This is a genomic window from Legionella cincinnatiensis (genome assembly GCF_900452415.1).
In the GTDB taxonomy this organism is placed as follows: Bacteria; Pseudomonadota; Gammaproteobacteria; order Legionellales; family Legionellaceae; genus Legionella; species Legionella cincinnatiensis.
This window is the reverse complement of the sequence record NZ_UGNX01000001.1, coordinates 1250873-1269370: the sequence shown is the minus strand read 5'-3', so window position 1 is coordinate 1269370 and position 18498 is coordinate 1250873. Positions and strand designations below refer to the sequence as shown.

The window sequence follows — 18498 nt, the reverse complement described above, 5'->3', positions numbered from 1 at the left end:
TCGGCTCTTGCGTAACCTTGGCGGTTTTTTTATATGTGCGCTATGAACACTAAAACAAAAATAAAATACCTCAAGCCCGCCCTTAGTTTTCAGGAACAACTGATACAATTAAAAGATCGTGGACTGATCGTCAATAATGAAGAAGAAGCCTTAATAATTTTATCCAATATTAGTTACTACCGTTTGAGTGCGTATTGGATACCTTTCAAGAAAAGAGATAAACAAGGAAAACTCCTTAATCAGTTTCAAGATAATATTTTCTTTGAAAACATTATCGAGCTATACGAGTTTGATAGAAAGTTAAGACTTCTTATTATGGATGCCTTAGAACGCATCGAAATATCGATAAGAACACATATCACCTACCATCTGGCCCATCATTATGGTGCATTTGCTCTTGAGAAGAGCGAAAATTTTCATAATAAGTTTGAACATAAAACTTGGCTTTTACAGATACAAAGCGAAATCATTCGCTCCAAAGAGCCCTTTATAGAACATTTTATGGATAAATATGAAGGCTTCCCTACCCTTCCCGTTTGGATGGCAACTGAAGTTACGTCTTTTGGCTCACTTTCATTTTTATATAAAGGCTTAAAAAATGAAGATAAACGAGTAATTGCTGAAACTCATTATAATTTGCATCCCAAAACATTGGCTAATTTTCTGCATTTTCTAACTTACGTCCGAAATATATGCGCACATCACAGTAGACTTTGGAATAAAGAGCTTGCAATTAGGCCAAAACTAGATGGGCTTGATCAAGCATGGCTTCCGCCAATTACTCCAAGAAGTGATCGTTCTTTTTTTATTCTACTTATCCTTAAATACTTATTAAATCATTCTGATAAAACTCAACAATGGGCAAAATCCTATGAGGAGCTGATTCTTCCAATATTGGCGAAATATAAATGGAGTGCAAGCTCAATGGGGATACCAAATAATTGGCAAAATCATCCAATATGGAATTAATGAATAATTTTTTTCACACATAGGATAATTTTCAATCCAAAAGAGCAACTTATGCTTTTTGCACAGATGGTATTAAATGAATCATTGATTTAATATTGCGCATTCGATCAAATTTAGATCAAAATACACATAACTCTTAAAAATACCGAATATGGAATTGTGAGACAAAAATTTCTATGGGTTTGATGTTGTTTAATCCACATCCAAGATAAAACAAACGAGCTAAAGGTTTGAGGTCATTAATGCAAAATTACTCCAATGCGGATGTCGATGAGTCTATTCAACAAGTAACTACTCCTAGAACTATAGAACAGGAACGCTTTTTATCTCTTATTGAATTTGCCCAGCAATCTGCTCGTTTAAAACTTAACCCAATCAAAGATGTCAGCAAGCATGGAATATTTCAACGTTTTGAGCATGATCTAATTACTTTACCAGGAGTGCAACTTGACACGAGTGAAGACGATCAAGATGAAGTATGGTTACGAATTGAAAGATTAACCGAAACATCACCACCAATACCGGAAGATGATCGATTAATCGTATGGTTAGATATATCAAATAAAGCTGAAACAGAACCTCACTGAGAATTCACAAAAACAACAGAATATAATTCTTTTATCTGAATATGAAGATCGCGATACTATAGAAACTCTCTTTCAAAATTACATTAATAATCAATGGGCTATTTGGTCAACCGAAGAAAAAAAACGTAGACTTACAATCAAATGGCTCTACCCCAAATAAAGGGGCATTTTAATCAAGTTAGTCTAGACTAACTCTTTGATTTGACGGGCAAAAGGAAGATTAAAATGCCTAAGAAAGATTGTATCCTAAATTTGCCTGAATATTCTATTAAAAAAGTAAGTGGAGAGAACCCGGTTTATATCGAAGTCACTTATCGATGTGTTGTACGATGCATTCATTGTGGGAATAAGAAGCTACGTAAAAAGGATAGTTTCATGAGGCGAATCCGCCATGAGTCAATTGGATTGCGTCGTAGTTATTTGTGTATCAAGGCTCATAAGTATTATTGTCCTGCTTGTGGTCGCTATTTTAATCAGCGTTTTCCGGGGATAGGTAAGTATCAAAGGGCGAGTGAGAGTTTACGGAAACAGGTGTTTCACTACCATAGCAAAGGAGTGAGTCAAAAGGATTTGGCTCGTGATTTAAAGCTGGGTAAATCGACTGTAGAGCGCTGGTATCATTACGGTTATGAGCTACGTTATAAAAAGATAGCGACTCGTTCCTGTCCCCGAGTATTAGGCCTTGATGAGCATTCGTTCAATAGAAAGGTGGGGTATGCGACCACCTTTTGTGACTTGGCCAAGCATAAAATATTTGATGTGGTTGAGGGGCGTTCAGCACGCGTAGCCTGGTTGCTTGCAACCAGGATTTCACCTGATTGTCGATCCTTAATGCCAGCATAAAAAAATACGTACCACCCCGAGTTTTGTCTCATCTGTAATTGACCCTGAGGTTTTTGGTCTTCCTTGTGAACTTGCACCACATAAAATAGCCTCTTTATTATTACAAAAGCCTGATAATCTTTGCCGCCTCTGATAAATCCTGGTTGCAAGCAACCAGGCTACGCGTACTAAGTCAACTGAACCAAAAATAGCTTCCGACCATGCTGTAGCATCTTCAACTGATAAATCCATATCTAACCTCAAAAGAGGGAATTTGATCATGGTTTTGACTAATAAACAAGATGTGTAGAAGATTCAGCGGAAATGGGGATGAGCCAATCAAATTATATTCTGAGCTTTTTACACTGAAACAACAACTTGAAGGAGCAATAACCGATACACAAATTGAATTAGTATGGGGAATTGGACTTGGTATATGGAAAAGGGGGGATTCTATAACTTATTGATTTTATTGATTAGGCCGTATAGGGATCGAACCTATGACCAAGAGATTAAGAGTCTCCTGCTCTACCAGCTGAGCTAACGGCCCATATTTGCGTAAACAACTTGTCGATAAAGATTTAATAATAACTGATTAATAATAACTGATTAAGGCAAGCTTTGTCATCTTTCCACTTAAAAAATCTTGCTAAATCAAATCCATATCTAAAAAATCACATGCCTGATTGAATATTAGATAATGCTGGAGCAATATTATCATTAAGTTTTTTAATAATAACTATATGATCAATGCCTTGGGTATGTCTTTCCCATTGTCCCTCTACGAAACCATAGCTTTTTAAAGTCTCGTCATCTATTCTGCCATAGGATGAAGCTTCATATAGTATTCCTGGTTTTGTAGACTTAATAAATCTTTTATCCGTATCAATATTCTTTAGAGAAAAAAATGAATGATTCACAACACTTGCTCGAGTCGGTTTTTCTGATTTAGTCTCTTGCACCAAAAAGCTTGAATACATTGAAGTAGATTTCACCGTACTTATTGGATCATTGCTACATGTAAATCCAACTTTTGCTAAAACTTCTTTGGCTGAAATACCATATGTTTTTTCATACTCTGTTACATCTAAGGCATTTTCAGTATTTAATTGAAATATAAGATTAACGGTTAAATACCCAACTTCTCTCATTCTTCCGTTTCGTTGCTTTTTTGCGGTTTGAAGATCGGCTTCAATTTCATAATCAAGAAGAGGAGACCATAGACCAGGCATATCAGCAGTCATTTGGATTCCATATTTTTTTGCTTTCATTCCTTCTTCAGTTTTAGCAGCAGCATCAAATAATGCCCGACAAACTTCCACTTCATTATGAACTAAGTTCTTTATGTAAATAATTGGCATGGAAAACTTTGTTTTAAAGAAAAATGTTATTATAACTAAGAGACAGGTGAAAGCGGAAGGTCTAAAAACAAATCTTGCTAAAAACCTCTGCTTGCACAGAGGGGGGCGCTTTTATAGTATTTTAGTATTAAAAATCAAATTAAGCTTCACTTAGTCGCTCTTTTATCGCTGATGTTCTTGCTCCTAATTTGTCCTGATATGCCAAGAAAAGTATACCTGTAAAACCTAGAGCCAAAGTTATTGGAATAACGCCTATTCCGTAAATAAAAGCATTTGCATCACGAATCCCACCCTGGGCATTAATGACAACACCAATAACTGTATGGAAACCATAGCCAAAAATCATGATGATCATATTAGCAATGGCAGTAGTCAAACCAGCAAGATTATCAGGGACATAAGTAGACACTTTATAAATAGCCAAAATCTGATAAGCACAGCACATACCGACTAATATAAAGCATACCGTGATACTTGATACAGTTAACATACCTGTAACGAGCGCAACAAAAACCAAACACATGGTTATTCCTGCAGTAATGATTGTACCCAGATAATATCCCGTTTTTTCTGCAATCAAACTTAACACCGGCGAACCAAAGCACATGCCTATAAAAATCATTGAAGGCAAGTAATTAGCTACCGAAGGTTCTAAACCATATACATGTTTTAAAAAACCTGAGCCCCATACATCCGAAAATCCCTCTAAAGGTCCAAGCATTAAACCCGAGAAAAAACAAAGCAGCATAACTTTTTTATTGGAAAAAACGGTTTTCACATTAGTAAAGACAGAGGAATGGTAGGTTGGTTTTTCTTCTGGCACAATTAAATAAGTAATACATGCAAGTATTAACCCTAGACCAATAAAAATTTCAACAACTACTTTATATCCCCATGTATCACAGAGATAGCTTACCGGTCCGCCTCCATAGACAGCGCCGATTAGGCCAATCATGACTGAAAAGCTAAGCATCCGTGAGAAATATTGTTCTTTAAACGACATTCTTATTATTTTAAATGTGCCCAAAATCGCAGCAGAAGATCCTATACCGATCAAAGCCCTCCCTATAAGAGGATAGATCCAATTGTCCGCAAAAATAAGCGGTAACAAACCAATAACAGGAAGCAAAATACATACAGTCATCACTTTTCTGGGGCCAAATCTATCGAGCATAATACCAATAGGTAAATGCATTAAAGAGTAGCCTAAATAATAGATGCCAGAAAATTGCCCAAATACCGTCGCATCAATATGAAATTGAGAGGTAATATCATCCATCATAATATTAGGCATAACTCTTAATACATATTGATACGCATAAAAAATCGAGGCAACAACCCAAACAAACCAAGCAACAACACGTGAAGCAGACATAATATCCTCAAACAAGAAACCATACTTTATGCTCATGATGTACAATTAACCATCATCAACATATTTTAATTCAAATCCTTTGAAATTAAATTGCAAAATTATGTTTTAAAATTGTTATTTTTGATATTTTATTTCAAATAAATATTTTTTATTGAAATAATATTTTATAATGTTAATTATTTATATTATTTTTTATTAACTATGGATCGTATTGACAAAAAAATACTTGATACTCTTCAATCAAATTGCAAAATTAATAATCAAGAATTGGCAGACATAGTCGCATTATCTCCTTCACCTTGTCTTCGCAGAGTCAAGTTACTTGAGGATCATGGCTATATTAAAAAAGAAGTAGCTCTTCTTGATCCAGAAAAAATAGGATTAAAGTTATCAGTGATTGTTTTAGTTGGATTAGACAATCATCAACCTACAGTGATGAGTCATTTCGAAGAAGAGATTCGCTTTCTTCCTGAGGTGATTCAATGTTATATGATTACTGGACAATCCGCTGATTATTTATTAAAAGTCATTGTGCCAGATCTGAACGCTTACCAAACATTTTTATTAGATAAACTAACTCGTATCAATGGTGTATCAAGCGTTCAATCAAGTTTTATATTAAGAACTATTTGCGAAACAACGTCCCTACCCCTGAATCATCTTGATTAAAAAGTTTCTATAAAACCAACAACCAGGATAGACAAGTCTTTCAATAAATAGGAATAAATATAGTTTCACCACCTGTAATAATTTACAATATCAAAAATAATGTACAAATAATGAATTATTCATGCCCAAAAGGATTTTCATCTTCCTATTATTGATTGAAATAGTAGCAGGCTGCCATAGAAATGTTGAGCAACAAGTCTCTACACCACTTAAAAAGTTTCCTTCCAGTACAAAAGCATATAAACCAATAAATAACTTGCCTTATACCGCTTGGTGGCAGCAATTTCATGATTTAGAATTAAATCAATTAATTGAAACTGGCTTAAAAAATAATATGGATATTCATATCGCCATAGGAAATGTACAACAAGCTCAAGGAGAATTACAGCAAGTCAAGCTCAGCTGGATTCCAACCTTAAAATTATTTGCCGGTTATTCTACTAACCCTGCCTTAGGTGTTCCAGGAGCATTTTATGGAGCATGGCCGTACTATGTTTTAAATATCATGCAACTTTACACCCAGCAAAAGCAAGCTACTTATAATGTACAAATGTATCAAGCTGCTGTTGATGGGGTCCGCTTAGCCTTAATTGGTCAAATTACCTCCGCATACTTCACTTTAATCGCCCAAATGGAGCAACTAAGATTACTGCAGCAACTTGATAAAGATTTAAAATCTTTGATTGCATTGAGTGAACAGGATATCAAGATTGGTTTAGTTAATGAAATTGATTTAGCCCAGCTGCAATCTGATGAACAAATCATTGCGGCACAAATGAAACCCATTTTGTATAATATTGTATTTAGTGAAAATGCGCTTCGCTTTTTAATCAACGAAATTCCCGGAAGAATAAAAAATAAAAATAATTTTGCATCATTAGATTTTACTCATTTTAAACCAGGTAGCTTACCTGCCACTGTATTAAATAATCGACCTGATATGAAAATGGCAGAATATGCGCTAAAAGCATCGCGCATAAAAATCTCCGTTGCCTACAGTAATTTTTTTCCAATCTTACAATTAGATGATTTCCTAGGTGAAGTAAGCTTACCGGACAGTTCTTTTGCACAATCAGTAGATACTTATGTAAATTGGACAATAACACCCAGTGTTTTAGGCAATATCGCCGCAAGTAAAGGCGCCTATCATGCAAAAGTTGCTGAATTTGAGAAAACAGTAAAACGCATTTTAAAAGAAGTAGATACTGATTATTCTGCAAATAAACGAATGAATGAACAGTTTACTGCTTATTTACATGCAGAAGAAGATTATCATCGCAAATATAAATTACAACAAGGTTTATTAAAAACAGGATTGATTTCTTATAAAGATTTATTACAAAGTAAGATATATTTGGATAACTTGGCGCTGTTAACCAATCAAGCCAAATTAGAACTTGCAATGTCTTTAGTTGCTTTATACCAGGATTTGGCTGGAGGTTATGCATATCATTTGCAACCCCAAAAATTGCAAGCAGAATAATGATCGTGAGAATCAGGACTCCTCTTTGAGGAGATGAAAAATTTAAACTAATTTGTTTTTATGAAAAATTTTATTCAATTTCGTACAAAAATTAAAAAAAACTATACTCGCTTAAAGCGTTCGATTACCTTAGTTAATACAATTATTTTTATAGGTATTTTAACGACCATTATTTATATTTTTTCTTATTTATTTCCTTTCACCGATAATGCATTTGTTGTTAATAATGTACGCCCCGTTGCCGCTCTGACTAATGGTTATATTACTGATCTTTATGTCCAAAATGGTGATGTTGTTAAAAAAGGACAAAAACTTTTTACCGTATTTCAAAAACCTTATATCTATGCAGTGGAGCAACTCACCGCTGATTTAGCCAGTGCCCAAGCACAATTAGCAGTACTAAAAACAACTTATGATCGTGATCTCAAACTCAGTGAAAACGAACACAGAAATTACATTAAACTCGACCAAGATGATCAAAAATATCGCAAAGGATACAGAATAAAATCAGTCTCCTTAATGACTCTCCAAAACTCCCAACAAGAAACACAAGCAGCAAAAGACAAATGGCAAGCTGCTTTAAAGCAATTAGAAATTGATAAAAACCAAATAGAAGCGCAAGCAAATGAAATTAAGTCCATTAATGCACGATTAAAAAATGCAAAAGTCAATTTAGAGTTGACAAATGTCTACGCCCAAGGAAATGGAATTATCCAAAATTTATTCTTCACTATTGGAACCCCAGTGAATATCAATCAACCTCTTTTTTCTTTAGTAGATTCCGATAATGTTTACATACAGGCAAATTTTAATGAAACAGATTTACGCGATGTACGTAGAGGATCAAAAGTTTTAATATTTCCCAGGATGTATCTAAGTAGGAAAATGTTTCATGGAGTAGTGGAGTCCGATTATTGGTCTGCTAATCGACAATTAGTAGATAATCGAACGCAATTACAAAATGTTATTAATGAAAATCAATGGATTTTGTTACCGCAACGACTCCCCGTCATTATTCGAATCACCGATCCTGATCCTCATTATCCACTTCGTGTTGGAACCAGCGCTTATGTCTATATCAAAGTTTAAACAATGGCTTGATGAAGTTGATCCTTATGCTCTTCAACGCATTACGCTTTATAAATGTCTCTTTATTGCAACTGTAGAAGTATATGTCTATTGGTTATTTCAACCGGTGAGCTTTATTGCTTTTTTTATACCCTTTCTTTTAGCATCACTTTATGAAGCACCGGTACTTCCAACTTTTAAAGAAAAAGAACAATTACTGATTTTTATTACCATAGGCGTAATCCTCATCAGTGTCACATTCTATCTCGTTTATCCTTTTCGAGTGATTTTTTTCTTTTTTTCCGTTTTTGTTCTTTCAATCACTTACTTTTGTGTATTAAAGTATTTTTACACTCTAAAAAATTTAACGATGTTACTTATTTCCTCAGGCGCCCTTGTTTTAAGTATCGACCCTCCTGCGAATCTTGAAGTTGCATATGGCTTTATTTCATCCATTACCTTATCAATGACTTTTATTTTCATTTGTTTAAGGGTTTTTCCGAATATGTATTTAATCGTCTGGAACAGAGCGCTGCAAAAATTCATCCAATACCTTGAAAAGGATATTGATTACACCATCAATAAAAATGATAAGAAGCCAACCTGGGAAGAGATTATGCATTTGGGAATAGTTAGAAATTATACAAAAATGCTCCCAAAGAAATATATGATCCCTGCCTATCGTATCTCAGTAAACATTCGCAATATTCAACATTCTTTAGATAATCTTTATTATGAGACCATGAATGAAGCATTTTGGTATGGGATAAAAAATAACTTACTCTGGCTTAGGCTTCACATGCACGTTTATTCCCAATGCGGCTTACCTAAACTTCCTATAGAGCCTAAAACAAAATTACAGCATCATGTTGCCCTTTGCCTAGAACAATCATTTAGCAGCTGGAATAAATTATGCTTACTCAAAATGCATTAAAAAGAAAGCTTGATTACGCGCGATTTGTTCATTTGGCAATTATGTTTATGGTTGCCATGTTGATTTACTTATTTTCGAACATTCCTCATAAATGGTGGGTTTTACTCACTGTCATTGTCATCAGCGCCGGAATTGAGCCAGGTTTAATTGTTAAAAGAGCCATTTTTCGCATTGGTGGCACTTTTGCTGCTTTGTTGATTTTAATTCCATTACTTTATTTAACCCAATTTAACTATCGATTAATCCCCGTTATATTCATCGTGGCAGTCATTGGATTTTCTGTATCCTCAATTAACACGAATCGTTATGATATTAGTGTTTTTTTTATTACCCTCATCGTATTCTTTTTATTAGCTCAAACTACTGAAATGAACTCTCCTGAGGGCCCATTTGTGATGATGCTAAATCGAGGAATATGTACCTTACTTGGTGTTGCTATAGTTTTAATTGGCGATTACTTTTTATTTCAGACCTATCATTATTCGCAAAAACTTTATTTATTTCATCAGATGATGGTTTACAATTTTTTTAATGATGTGGTGCAACAAATCACTCAAACCGGTTCCCAAAGAACTAACTCTTCTATTTTTGTCGCAAAATTAAGGACTCAAGTTATAAAAACCTGCTCACCTATAGCCGTTAGTTCGCAAAATTTAAAATTAGAAGCGAAAGTAACTCCGCAAACTATAAAGCGAATCGATACCTTTCAAGAGACAATTTGGGAAATACGTAGAGTGCTTTTTGCATTATGTGTTTCTGAGTTTGTGTTGCATTCTCCAGCAACGACTCAGAAACATTTACAGCGATTTAATACCTTAATGAATAAGGCAAAAGGTAATTTTATTTATACCTAAATCAAATAATCTTGTCCGTTATTTTGAGTATCCTCGGACTATTTGAGGTGCACTGATTAACTGTTCTTTCTCTTGAATAATACTATTAAGAATTTTTAATTCAGAAATAGCTCCTGATTTCTTTTTTGTTAAATCTTCGCACCTCTTTGTCAAATGTTCAATCCTTAAATGGGATTGCTGCACAGAGGTTATAAGGTATGATAACTTTTGATTATAAACTTCCATTGGAGATATACCAATCGATTTTCTTGCCAGAAATCGTTCCGAATGATCAGTGATGTCATTTAACGACTCTAGACTAAGCCTATACTCCTGTTCGCTCAATACCACAGAATCATAAGTGAGTTCATAATTACTTTTTTGTTCTTGTAATGAGTGCCGATGTTGACATTCGACTACTAAAGCCCGATTGCATTCATCAATCTTGTTTTCTAAATTCTCAAAATGCGCGCCATAGGCGTGATTTTCTTTTTTCAATTGATCTAAACTCAATTTTTTAAAATATTGGCAAAGTTCATGGTGAGTTTTATTTGGAAATCTTGACATTATCACAACCTTTTTAATTAAAAAAAGAATACTATCATTTTATTTTATGCAAATAAAATCTTGAATCCAGAATATGCTAAGAACACCTTGGTATTTTTCAAATCTATAGCTCTCTCTATGGTCATCAAACACAATATTTAGAGGGGAATATTGCTATTTTTTCGTTTTAAGTATATTAATTTAATATCCTGATGCTTGCGAGATAGGTCATGTTTGTTAATCCTCTTGATAATCGGTATCTTTATAATATTTATGATTTTAATATGCGTTTACTGCAGCCTTATTCCGATTATTGTGAAAATCTGGCAAGACGTTTTCGTAGAGTTTCTGATAATATTAACTTACCTTATAAAATTCCTTACCTCGCTGATGATACACAGGACTCTTTTCGTAAAATATTAGAAGCGACATCCAGTCATTACCGTAGAGTATCAGGTTATGCTTATATTTTTCATATGATTACTAACGTTTATGACAAGCCTAAATTTGATATTAATCAAGTTAAAATTGACGATGAATATTATGACATTCAAGAAGAACTTATTGATAAGCAAAGCTTTTGTAATCTGATTCGTTTTAAAAAGGCTTATGCGGAGCATTTGAATTTACCTAAAATGCTCGTAGTCGCCCCTATGTCAGGACATTATGCTACTTTACTCCGTGATACAGTAATAAACCTATTACCTTTATATGATGTATATATTACCGATTGGAAAAATGCTCGCGATGTTCCCTTAACTGAAGGATCATTTGATTTAGATGATTATATTGAATATATGATTGCCTATTTTAATTTGTTAGGACCTAATTTAAATGTAATGGCAGTTTGTCAACCCACCGTCCCCGTTTTAGCTGCGGTTGCATTAATGTCTACGAATCATTCAGCTAACTTACCACGAACAGCAATATTGCTAGGTGGGCCAATTGATACAAGCCAATCCCCTACTACAGTAAATGATCTCGCTGCATCACGAGGAGATGATTGGTTTCAGCAAAATGTGATTTCCATCGTTCCCTCTCGTTTTCCAGGAGCAATGCGCCTTGTATACCCTGGATTTATGCAACTTGCTGGCTTTATGAGTATGAATTTGCAACGACATATGGAGTCCTTACAAAGAGCAGTCGACAGATATGCGGAAAATCAAAAAGAAGCCGCATTCAAAATAATCAAATTTTATCTTGAGTATTTTTCAACCATGGACTTGACGGCTGAATTTTACATGCAAACCATTAACACCGTCTTTCAAGAAAAATTATTAACAACAGGCCGCTATAAATCCAGAGGTCATAATGTGCGCTTACAAGACATACAAAAAACAGCCATCTTAGCTATTGAAGGTGAGCGAGATGATATAACAGGAGTTGGACAAACAAAATCAGTAATCAGTTTATGTAAAAACTTACCTGACTCCATGAAGAAATATTTTCTTGCTGAAGAAGTTGGGCATTATGGATTATTCAATGGCAAAAAATTCCGCAATATTATTATTCCAGAAATTCACCAATTTACTCAATCGTATGTTAATTCATAATTATTGAATGGACACTTAGATTAATGTCAGCTATGGATAAGAGATCGAGTAATTACTTCGAACCGTTCAGGCTGAGGAGGCGCATCAGCGCTTCCTCAGCCTGAACGATTTGTGATAGAGACTCGTTATAATTATATCCTTATCCATTAGAAATGGATTTCGTTTTCGCGAAAATGATAAAACCCTTAAAGTACCCTCACTCTTCCAGGGTAAGTAACATTTTAGTGAGGAAAAACGTTAATTTGAAACCTACCCTAGTTTTATAATTCACTAAATTCTTATACAAGTTTTCAGAATAGCTTCTGTTTATCTATTTTTATACCACTTAAGATTTTTTTAAGACTTATGGTGTAATATTTGCCCACCGCGAACTATTTTTACAATTACATGTTATCTAAATACGTATCTGAAAATGCTTTAATTAAAACTTTATTCAAACCAATTTTAACTAAAAATGAAGAAACTCCTCCATCTGAGACTTCTTTGCAGTCAGCAGATGACCAAGTACTTTCGCCTGAACACTTGGCTCCTATTGGACCAGGAACTACTAATACCTGGGATAAAAAAGAACTGATTTTAAGTGAAAAAACACGACTTAAATACAATGTAGCAACTTGCACTGCAGTAAATATTAATGGTTTAGGTGCAAAGTGCTTAACCGATGCCTATCATGAGATCCATGGTTTACCTGGATTTGTTCATCGTTTTTTACAAGGTAGACCTTCTTTGGAAAGAGCTTTATTTGTACAAGCGCCAGAAATGTATCCAATTTTTGATACACCTTATGATAACTCAAAAACCATATTAATGACTAACCCTGCATACCTTGACACCAAGAAATTTTTATCTGATTGTCAAAAAGTATCCACTAGTTATGCATTGAAACAATTAAAAAACTCTGAAAATGGTTTAGCTTTGGTTACCTGGTATATTCATCCTGAAGCTTTACCGACTAAATTTAAATCTATACTTCCAGCAAACGAGATTCTTGAATGTTATAGAAATCAATTAATGCAGGAAGCAGAATTAGCTTGTAAAAGTAAAAAGGAGAAACAACCGTTTGACTATTATCGATATGGGCAAGAAATGACACCCTTGCAGTTGCACGGAAGTTTTTCAAGATTACCACGGACTTTGAGTCAAGAATCAATTACCACGTTAGAATCAAAAAGTGACAGTGTTTATTTGGCCTGCTTATTTGATTTAGATCAAGATAAAAAACAATCACTGATTTATTTAAAATCACTTAGAGACAATATTTTAGCAAATCTTGCAGCAGTATATGGTGTTACCCAGGAGGATAAAATAAAAATATATCTCCATATGCCTTACCTGGAAGCGACTACAACACTCCATGTCCATATTCGAGTAAACCAAGCCGATCATGGCCTCGAAGATGCTAAAAGCTTCGGACTCAATGAAATTATCACCACCTTAGAAAATGGTGGCTCAGTCACTGATATGATTCTTAGCCGTGGAACTATTTACTGTTCAGAATATCCAATTGGTGAAAATATAGAAGGTGTTTGCGTAAAAACGGTGCCAAATATCCAACGAGATTGGAAGGATATCTTCACTTTATTAAAAGCAGATCAATTAACGATTAATTATTTACTGCAAGCACTTCAGCAGAATGAAGTAAAAAATCGAATGCAATTGCTTGATCTTGATCAAATTGAAAAATTATTAAAAATTATTGGAGAACCTGATGAGCTTCCAAGCATTGAGGAATTGATCAATATACTCAAACAAATGGAAGTCAATGCGGACTTGAAAAAACTTGGATGGTCACTGGAAACAGGTACATGTACTGAACACGAGCCTCCGATAAACTCTCTTAGAGCCTTATAGTTTAATTCATTATAGTGAAGTGTCTGCAGACTTGTAGACACTTCATCTGGATTTCTAAGCTAGAATAAATTATTTTCGAGGCGTCATTTTAACGCTTCAATAAATTCTCGAACAATTTGAAAAAATTTTTCTGGATTTTCTAATTGAGGTAAATGGCCACACTCAGTAAAACAATAATAACGCGCTCCAGGAATATTATTGGCAAGATACTTAGAGTCCCGTTCACTAATAATGATATCTTGATCAGCTGTCAATACTAAAACAGGCACCTTGATTTGTCCTATCCAATTTTGTGAATCAAATTGTTGAAGAGCTCCATATTGTCCTTCATGTCCTTTAATCGTAAACGGAAAAGGATTATTCAAGCCAATCTGTATGAGTTGATCAAGTACTCCAGGTTGAGAAAGAAATTGATATGAAAAACACCAACTGCATGAAGCTTTAATGAGTGATTTAAAGGGAGCATTGGCTTTCATGAACTCAAGTTGTGCCTGAAGATAAATATTAAAAGCTGTTTGGATTTTCGCGCCAGAATTACCAATTACGGCGGATTTGACAAGGCTAGGATAGCGATACGCTAAGGATTGCAGTATAAACCCTCCCATTGAATTACTCACGAAATGAGCTTGTGGGATATTAAGCGCGGTGCATAGATCAGCTACATCATTTGCCATTTGATCAATATTATAAACATCATCCGGAATATCAGTCTGACCAACACCACGATTATCTAAAAGAATCACTTGGTATTTTTCTTTAAAGTGCTCAACGATTGCAGCCCATGCTGTATGATCGGCACTGAATCCAGCAATAAAAACAATAGGCTCTCCCTGACCATGCCTTTCATAATACATGGAGATATCATTCACTTTAATACGGGGCATAATATTCCTGAATATTCTATTAATTCTGAAAAAATATATCATTTTCTCAAGTTAAGCTACAGTAAGTTTTATGATATTGCATTCCTATATTTTTCCAAGCACAACCCATCCAGTAACTGTACTATCCGTATCTTCTAGCTTTCTTGCAAAGACATGGGAGGCCTTACTAGTAATTAGCCTTTATATTCTTACCATTCCAAGTTAATTTCATTTTGCCCCCCATTTCCGTTCTTCTTTTTTGGCATAGAAAGTTTGAATAAATTAGGATTTTCATTCAATTTTAATGCACATAATGATTACTTAATAATCAATTGATATAATTACCCTGCAATTGTTGTATAGAAAATGAAGGAGTTGTAAATGAAATTAAAATTAGATAAAAAACTATTTAATAAAATAAAAATACCTAAAAATAAGATTGATTTAAAAAACAATGGTACTATGAAAGATCAATCAATATTTCATGAAAAAAATACAACAAATAATATAATAAAAGAAAAGGCAACAACAATTGAGACTGTAGAAATACCTAAGAATGATATGCCTAACCCTAACAAATTTTTCAATAAATGCTATGTAAAGGGTGAAGAGAAAAAATCAAAAAATAGTGCAGGAACCCGTCAATATCATACAACTCATAAATCGCAAAGGCCAGAGCGAGAGGTTATTGATTATCTTCATACCACAACAAAAGATTTAGATAAGCAAGTAACTCAAAAACAAAAAGACAGCGGATATCAGGCTGATGATTGGGGCATGGCTACCTTTGGACAAATTTTTAAGAAACATGGAGCTCCTATTGTTGTTCAATCTTTAGTAAATGGTGCGGAGAGCTTAATCCAGACACTAAATAAGCCACTAAATGAGATCACCATTGACGATTTACGCTATCTCAGCGTTTTATATATGAATGGTCAACTCCCTAAAGGAACAAGTTTATACTTTACATCACCCAATGCTCTTAAAACCGGTCTAATTCATCCACAATATATATCTAATAAAGAGTGGAAGCATATGGGGCATTTTACTCAAGTATCCCCTACTTTTTGTCAACATACAGGGGACATTCAACGAAATCTAAGAGAAACTGCTGGGATCTTTAGAATTCCAAATTGGTTAGATGAAATTCCATTAGCCGTTTCTGAGGTCAAAGCAAACTCCAAGCGCAAAATGACACTTACCAATGGTACTGACAAAGAAGTTGATATTGGCTGCGGTGGCGAAATACAAATATATGTAAGTCCTGAGGTTATGGGTTTTTTGCATCGAGATGTTATTAAAGTTATTTATCAAAATAACCATCGGCATGGAATTAAAACAGCTGTTCGCGATAATAGCGGTGTAATTGTAGAATTTAAATTTAATGGACGCAATGAGCTAGATAATTATGCGTATATTGATACTGGAGCAGGCCTCAAGAAAGGCGAATCCACATTCATAGCAAATGAGACTGGTGAAATTTATCATACTTTTAAATGATAACGAATAGGTAAAAGCTTTCTAAATACGGCAGTAATGACTTACTGCCGTAGCTCTTTCTTTCATCTTATAAAACCAAAAAACGCTCACTACATTTACCCAATTAATTCATTCTGTATCATGATTTGAATCATAAAATTTTTCTACAACTTCATTTAGTTTTCCAATTATCAGTATTCAAAGAGACATAATTAAAACATACATTATGCTATTCTTATTTTAAGGATGAATTTAGGATATTCCATGCATGCGCTATAAAGTTTCAGAACAGTTTGCTCGTGGCGAAGAAAAAGCAATTGCTGAATTTAGAGAATTAAGTGATGCAAAAATTTTTATTGCCCAAAAACAAGAAAATACAAGAATTGAGAAGCAAAAAATTATTTTTAGACTTTACGATGACTCTGATTTATTACATGAATTCAATGAAAATAATAGTTCTGTTGCTTATGCAAAATATGCTGATGGTAATGGAGATCTCAATATTATTAAATTTCCTTATCACGTCATGATAAAAGCACAGCATGCTACAGATAAAAAATGCATTGCAAACTTTATTCATAAAATTAATGCCAATTTGTTCGTAATTAGCAAATGCGACAGTGATGATCAGCTTAACGAAAATGATCTTTTTTTCATTTTTAAAGAACAAAACCTGATTGATACTTTAAATAAAATCATCTGTACTCATCGGAAAATTGAATCTGATCGCTCCAACGACAATGAAAAAGGAGCAAAGTTTCATCCCACGCCATTACCAAAGCGACCAAGACCACCAGGAGGTCCTAGCGATTGTTGGATTGAGGAAAATAATGAAAATGAATAATAGCATTATCAGATCATCTATGGCATTGCTTTGATTCAAGCGCAAAAGATATGAAAATTCTTTCTCATGCAATTAGCTTAATTTTTGTCAATCAGTTTGTTTATAAAGAAACAAAAATATTACACGCTTATAAATAACATAGGACGAGATTAAGGTAAGAGCTTCATTAACTTAGTTCACGATATGAACTTTTAAAAAGAGTTTGCACTATAATGTATATATGATGAGAAATTGGAGATAGTCATGGACTCATCGAATGAAAAGAATACCTATGAAGCCAGAATTTTGATAGAAAATAAAATTATCTTTACAACTACTGGAAAAGACCTTGATAATTTGAAAATATGTTTAAGTGAAAAATGTGATCAGGAACACTCAGGAGTAGAAGGAGAAATTATTGAACTTGCTTCTGGTTTAATAATATATAAATGTCATAAACAAACAATCATCGATCAATAGGTCCATATTTTTAGAAATCAAAACCAGGGAAGGTAGCCAAAATGAACTTTTATCTTAGTCCTATCAATTGGATAAAACGACCGGATTAAGCTAACGTGCGGAGTTCGATTTTTAAAATTGACATTTTAATCAAGGAGTGATTGTTTAAAACACAGCATTCATTATCATAACTACTAATGTTTATTGCAAATATATTGCAAGTGCGTAAAGCTAATGTATTATTTAATTTTATCGGCAAGGAAGTCTTATGTATAAACAGATTATGATTGCTGTGGATGGGAGTAAAGCTTCCTCTTTAGCATTAAAAGAGGCCATTCAACTTGCTAAAAACCAAAATTCTAAGCTTTGTGTGATTCACATCGTAGATACCTTATATGAGGGTGATGTAGATCGTGAGGCTTTCGTTGAATTAATAAGAAAACAAGGACAAGAAGTTTTAAATTCAATAAAGAAAAAACTAAGCCGCGTAAAAATTGAGTTTGAAATGAAACTCGCGGAACTTACTCCCTCTAAATCACAAATTGCTGAAAAACTTGTTGATGAGGCATCAGCATGGTCTGCTGACTTAATCATTATTGGCACTCATGGTCGACGTGGAATTCAGCATATACTGACTGGAAGTGTCGCTGAAGAAGTCATTCGCATCTCCAAAATCCCTGTATTGTTAGTAAAAAAATAAAACCTATGTTTTTAGGTGATCTTGCCTATGTTAATATTCCTAAAACAAATTAGCTCTCTTATATTGGCAAACAAGCATGCACGCATGGCAAGAGAAAAATGGAGTATGTTGTTTTTACACCCT

18 protein-coding genes, 1 tRNA gene and 1 pseudogene are annotated in these 18498 nt (G+C 34.1%); 14 read left to right on the top strand and 6 right to left on the bottom strand.

The genetic code is table 11. From position 1 onward, the window contains the following. The first annotated feature begins 42 nt into the window (after positions 1-42). From DYH34_RS05645 to DYH34_RS05635, 3 genes and pseudogenes are all read left to right on the top strand, one after another. On the top strand, positions 43-969 hold the full coding sequence (locus DYH34_RS05645) for an Abi family protein (RefSeq protein WP_058464388.1): 927 nt from the start codon (positions 43-45) through the stop codon (positions 967-969). Between the two features lie 242 nt (positions 970-1211). Next, positions 1212-1556: a hypothetical protein gene (locus tag DYH34_RS05640; RefSeq protein ID WP_058464386.1), complete on the top strand. Its 345-nt coding sequence runs from the start codon at positions 1212-1214 to the stop codon at positions 1554-1556. A 225-nt stretch (positions 1557-1781) separates the two neighbouring features. After that, a pseudogene (locus DYH34_RS05635) lies at positions 1782-2339 on the top strand (helix-turn-helix domain-containing protein); the annotation flags it as partial. Positions 2340-2384: 45 nt separating this feature from the next. Here DYH34_RS05635 and DYH34_RS05630 read toward each other — a convergent pair. From DYH34_RS05630 to DYH34_RS05615, 4 genes are all read right to left on the bottom strand, one after another. After that, a complete protein-coding gene (locus DYH34_RS05630; protein WP_115342563.1) occupies positions 2385-2630 on the bottom strand; it encodes a hypothetical protein in 246 nt (81 codons plus the stop codon). Positions 2631-2855: 225 nt separating this feature from the next. Next, positions 2856-2928 (bottom strand) — tRNA-Lys (locus tag DYH34_RS05625). A gap of 124 nt (positions 2929-3052) precedes the next feature. After that, the gene (locus DYH34_RS05620) at positions 3053-3739 is read right to left on the bottom strand and encodes a hypothetical protein (RefSeq protein ID WP_058465363.1); all 687 of its coding nucleotides are present in this window, start codon (positions 3737-3739) and stop codon (positions 3053-3055) included. Between the two features lie 139 nt (positions 3740-3878). After that, complete coding sequence (locus DYH34_RS05615) at positions 3879-5114, bottom strand: MFS transporter (protein ID WP_058465364.1); 1236 nt, start codon at positions 5112-5114, stop codon at positions 3879-3881. Between the two features lie 201 nt (positions 5115-5315). Here DYH34_RS05615 and DYH34_RS05610 point away from each other — a divergent pair, with 201 nt between their 5' ends. From DYH34_RS05610 to DYH34_RS05590, 5 genes are all read left to right on the top strand, one after another. Further along, positions 5316-5783 carry an Lrp/AsnC family transcriptional regulator gene (locus tag DYH34_RS05610; protein WP_058465365.1) on the top strand — a complete coding sequence of 156 codons (468 nt, stop codon included), beginning with the start codon at positions 5316-5318 and terminating at the stop codon, positions 5781-5783. A gap of 121 nt (positions 5784-5904) precedes the next feature. Then, a complete protein-coding gene (locus DYH34_RS05605; protein ID WP_058465366.1) occupies positions 5905-7266 on the top strand; it encodes a TolC family protein in 1362 nt (453 codons plus the stop codon). A gap of 60 nt (positions 7267-7326) precedes the next feature. After that, positions 7327-8355, top strand: a complete 1029-nt coding sequence (locus DYH34_RS05600; protein WP_058465367.1) for an HlyD family secretion protein — start codon at positions 7327-7329, stop codon at positions 8353-8355. Next, positions 8336-9268 (top strand): hypothetical protein, encoded by a 933-nt coding sequence (locus DYH34_RS05595; RefSeq protein WP_058465368.1) that lies wholly within the window; start codon positions 8336-8338, stop codon positions 9266-9268. Before DYH34_RS05600 ends, DYH34_RS05595 begins: the two co-directional genes overlap by 20 nt. Then, positions 9247-10122 (top strand): FUSC family protein, encoded by an 876-nt coding sequence (locus tag DYH34_RS05590; RefSeq protein ID WP_058465369.1) that lies wholly within the window; start codon positions 9247-9249, stop codon positions 10120-10122. Before DYH34_RS05595 ends, DYH34_RS05590 begins: the two co-directional genes overlap by 22 nt. A gap of 18 nt (positions 10123-10140) precedes the next feature. Here the strand turns inward: DYH34_RS05590 and DYH34_RS05585 are convergent, their stop codons facing one another. Next, entirely contained in the window at positions 10141-10668 is a 528-nt protein-coding gene (locus tag DYH34_RS05585; protein ID WP_058465370.1) for a hypothetical protein, read from the bottom strand. 209 nt (positions 10669-10877) lie between these two features. On the opposite strand from DYH34_RS05585, the gene phaZ reads away from it, so the two are divergent. Together phaZ and DYH34_RS05575 are read left to right on the top strand one after the other, a co-directional pair. Next, positions 10878-12200: a polyhydroxyalkanoate depolymerase gene (phaZ, locus tag DYH34_RS05580; protein ID WP_058465371.1), complete on the top strand. Its 1323-nt coding sequence runs from the start codon at positions 10878-10880 to the stop codon at positions 12198-12200. Between the two features lie 357 nt (positions 12201-12557). Beyond that, the gene (locus DYH34_RS05575) at positions 12558-14051 is read left to right on the top strand and encodes a hypothetical protein (RefSeq protein ID WP_238589516.1); all 1494 of its coding nucleotides are present in this window, start codon (positions 12558-12560) and stop codon (positions 14049-14051) included. Positions 14052-14134: 83 nt separating this feature from the next. Here DYH34_RS05575 and DYH34_RS05570 read toward each other — a convergent pair whose 3' ends face one another. Next, complete coding sequence (locus tag DYH34_RS05570) at positions 14135-14935, bottom strand: alpha/beta fold hydrolase (protein ID WP_058465372.1); 801 nt, start codon at positions 14933-14935, stop codon at positions 14135-14137. A 360-nt stretch (positions 14936-15295) separates the two neighbouring features. Between DYH34_RS05570 and DYH34_RS05565 the strand changes: the two genes are divergently transcribed. The 4 genes from DYH34_RS05565 to DYH34_RS05550 all read left to right on the top strand — a co-directional run bounded on the left by DYH34_RS05565 (position 15296) and on the right by DYH34_RS05550 (position 18375). Beyond that, the gene (locus DYH34_RS05565; protein WP_238589517.1) at positions 15296-16414 is read left to right on the top strand and encodes a hypothetical protein; all 1119 of its coding nucleotides are present in this window, start codon (positions 15296-15298) and stop codon (positions 16412-16414) included. A 247-nt stretch (positions 16415-16661) separates the two neighbouring features. Beyond that, positions 16662-17237 (top strand): hypothetical protein, encoded by a 576-nt coding sequence (locus tag DYH34_RS05560; protein WP_058465373.1) that lies wholly within the window; start codon positions 16662-16664, stop codon positions 17235-17237. A 243-nt stretch (positions 17238-17480) separates the two neighbouring features. After that, a complete protein-coding gene (locus DYH34_RS05555; RefSeq protein WP_058465374.1) occupies positions 17481-17696 on the top strand; it encodes a hypothetical protein in 216 nt (71 codons plus the stop codon). A 247-nt stretch (positions 17697-17943) separates the two neighbouring features. Continuing rightward, positions 17944-18375, top strand: a complete 432-nt coding sequence (locus DYH34_RS05550) for a universal stress protein (RefSeq protein WP_058465375.1) — start codon at positions 17944-17946, stop codon at positions 18373-18375. The last annotated feature ends 123 nt before the right edge of the window (positions 18376-18498 follow it).

Bases quoted from the DNA above. Each gene is read 5' to 3' on its own strand.
- DYH34_RS05645 (WP_058464388.1), top strand. From the start codon at position 43: ATGAACACTAAAACAAAAATAAAATACCTCAAGCCCGCCCTTAGTTTT.
- DYH34_RS05640 (WP_058464386.1), top strand. From the start codon at position 1,212: ATGCAAAATTACTCCAATGCGGATGTCGATGAGTCTATTCAACAAGTA.
- DYH34_RS05630 (WP_115342563.1), bottom strand. From the start codon at position 2,630: ATGGATTTATCAGTTGAAGATGCTACAGCATGGTCGGAAGCTATTTTT.
- DYH34_RS05620 (WP_058465363.1), bottom strand. From the start codon at position 3,739: ATGCCAATTATTTACATAAAGAACTTAGTTCATAATGAAGTGGAAGTT.
- DYH34_RS05615 (WP_058465364.1), bottom strand. From the start codon at position 5,114: ATGTCTGCTTCACGTGTTGTTGCTTGGTTTGTTTGGGTTGTTGCCTCG.
- DYH34_RS05610 (WP_058465365.1), top strand. From the start codon at position 5,316: ATGGATCGTATTGACAAAAAAATACTTGATACTCTTCAATCAAATTGC.
- DYH34_RS05605 (WP_058465366.1), top strand. From the start codon at position 5,905: ATGCCCAAAAGGATTTTCATCTTCCTATTATTGATTGAAATAGTAGCA.
- DYH34_RS05600 (WP_058465367.1), top strand. From the start codon at position 7,327: ATGAAAAATTTTATTCAATTTCGTACAAAAATTAAAAAAAACTATACT.
- DYH34_RS05595 (WP_058465368.1), top strand. From the start codon at position 8,336: ATGTCTATATCAAAGTTTAAACAATGGCTTGATGAAGTTGATCCTTAT.
- DYH34_RS05590 (WP_058465369.1), top strand. From the start codon at position 9,247: ATGCTTACTCAAAATGCATTAAAAAGAAAGCTTGATTACGCGCGATTT.
- DYH34_RS05585 (WP_058465370.1), bottom strand. From the start codon at position 10,668: ATGTCAAGATTTCCAAATAAAACTCACCATGAACTTTGCCAATATTTT.
- phaZ (WP_058465371.1), top strand. From the start codon at position 10,878: ATGTTTGTTAATCCTCTTGATAATCGGTATCTTTATAATATTTATGAT.
- DYH34_RS05570 (WP_058465372.1), bottom strand. From the start codon at position 14,935: ATGCCCCGTATTAAAGTGAATGATATCTCCATGTATTATGAAAGGCAT.
- DYH34_RS05565 (WP_238589517.1), top strand. From the start codon at position 15,296: ATGAAATTAAAATTAGATAAAAAACTATTTAATAAAATAAAAATACCT.
- DYH34_RS05560 (WP_058465373.1), top strand. From the start codon at position 16,662: ATGCGCTATAAAGTTTCAGAACAGTTTGCTCGTGGCGAAGAAAAAGCA.
- DYH34_RS05555 (WP_058465374.1), top strand. From the start codon at position 17,481: ATGGACTCATCGAATGAAAAGAATACCTATGAAGCCAGAATTTTGATA.
- DYH34_RS05550 (WP_058465375.1), top strand. From the start codon at position 17,944: ATGTATAAACAGATTATGATTGCTGTGGATGGGAGTAAAGCTTCCTCT.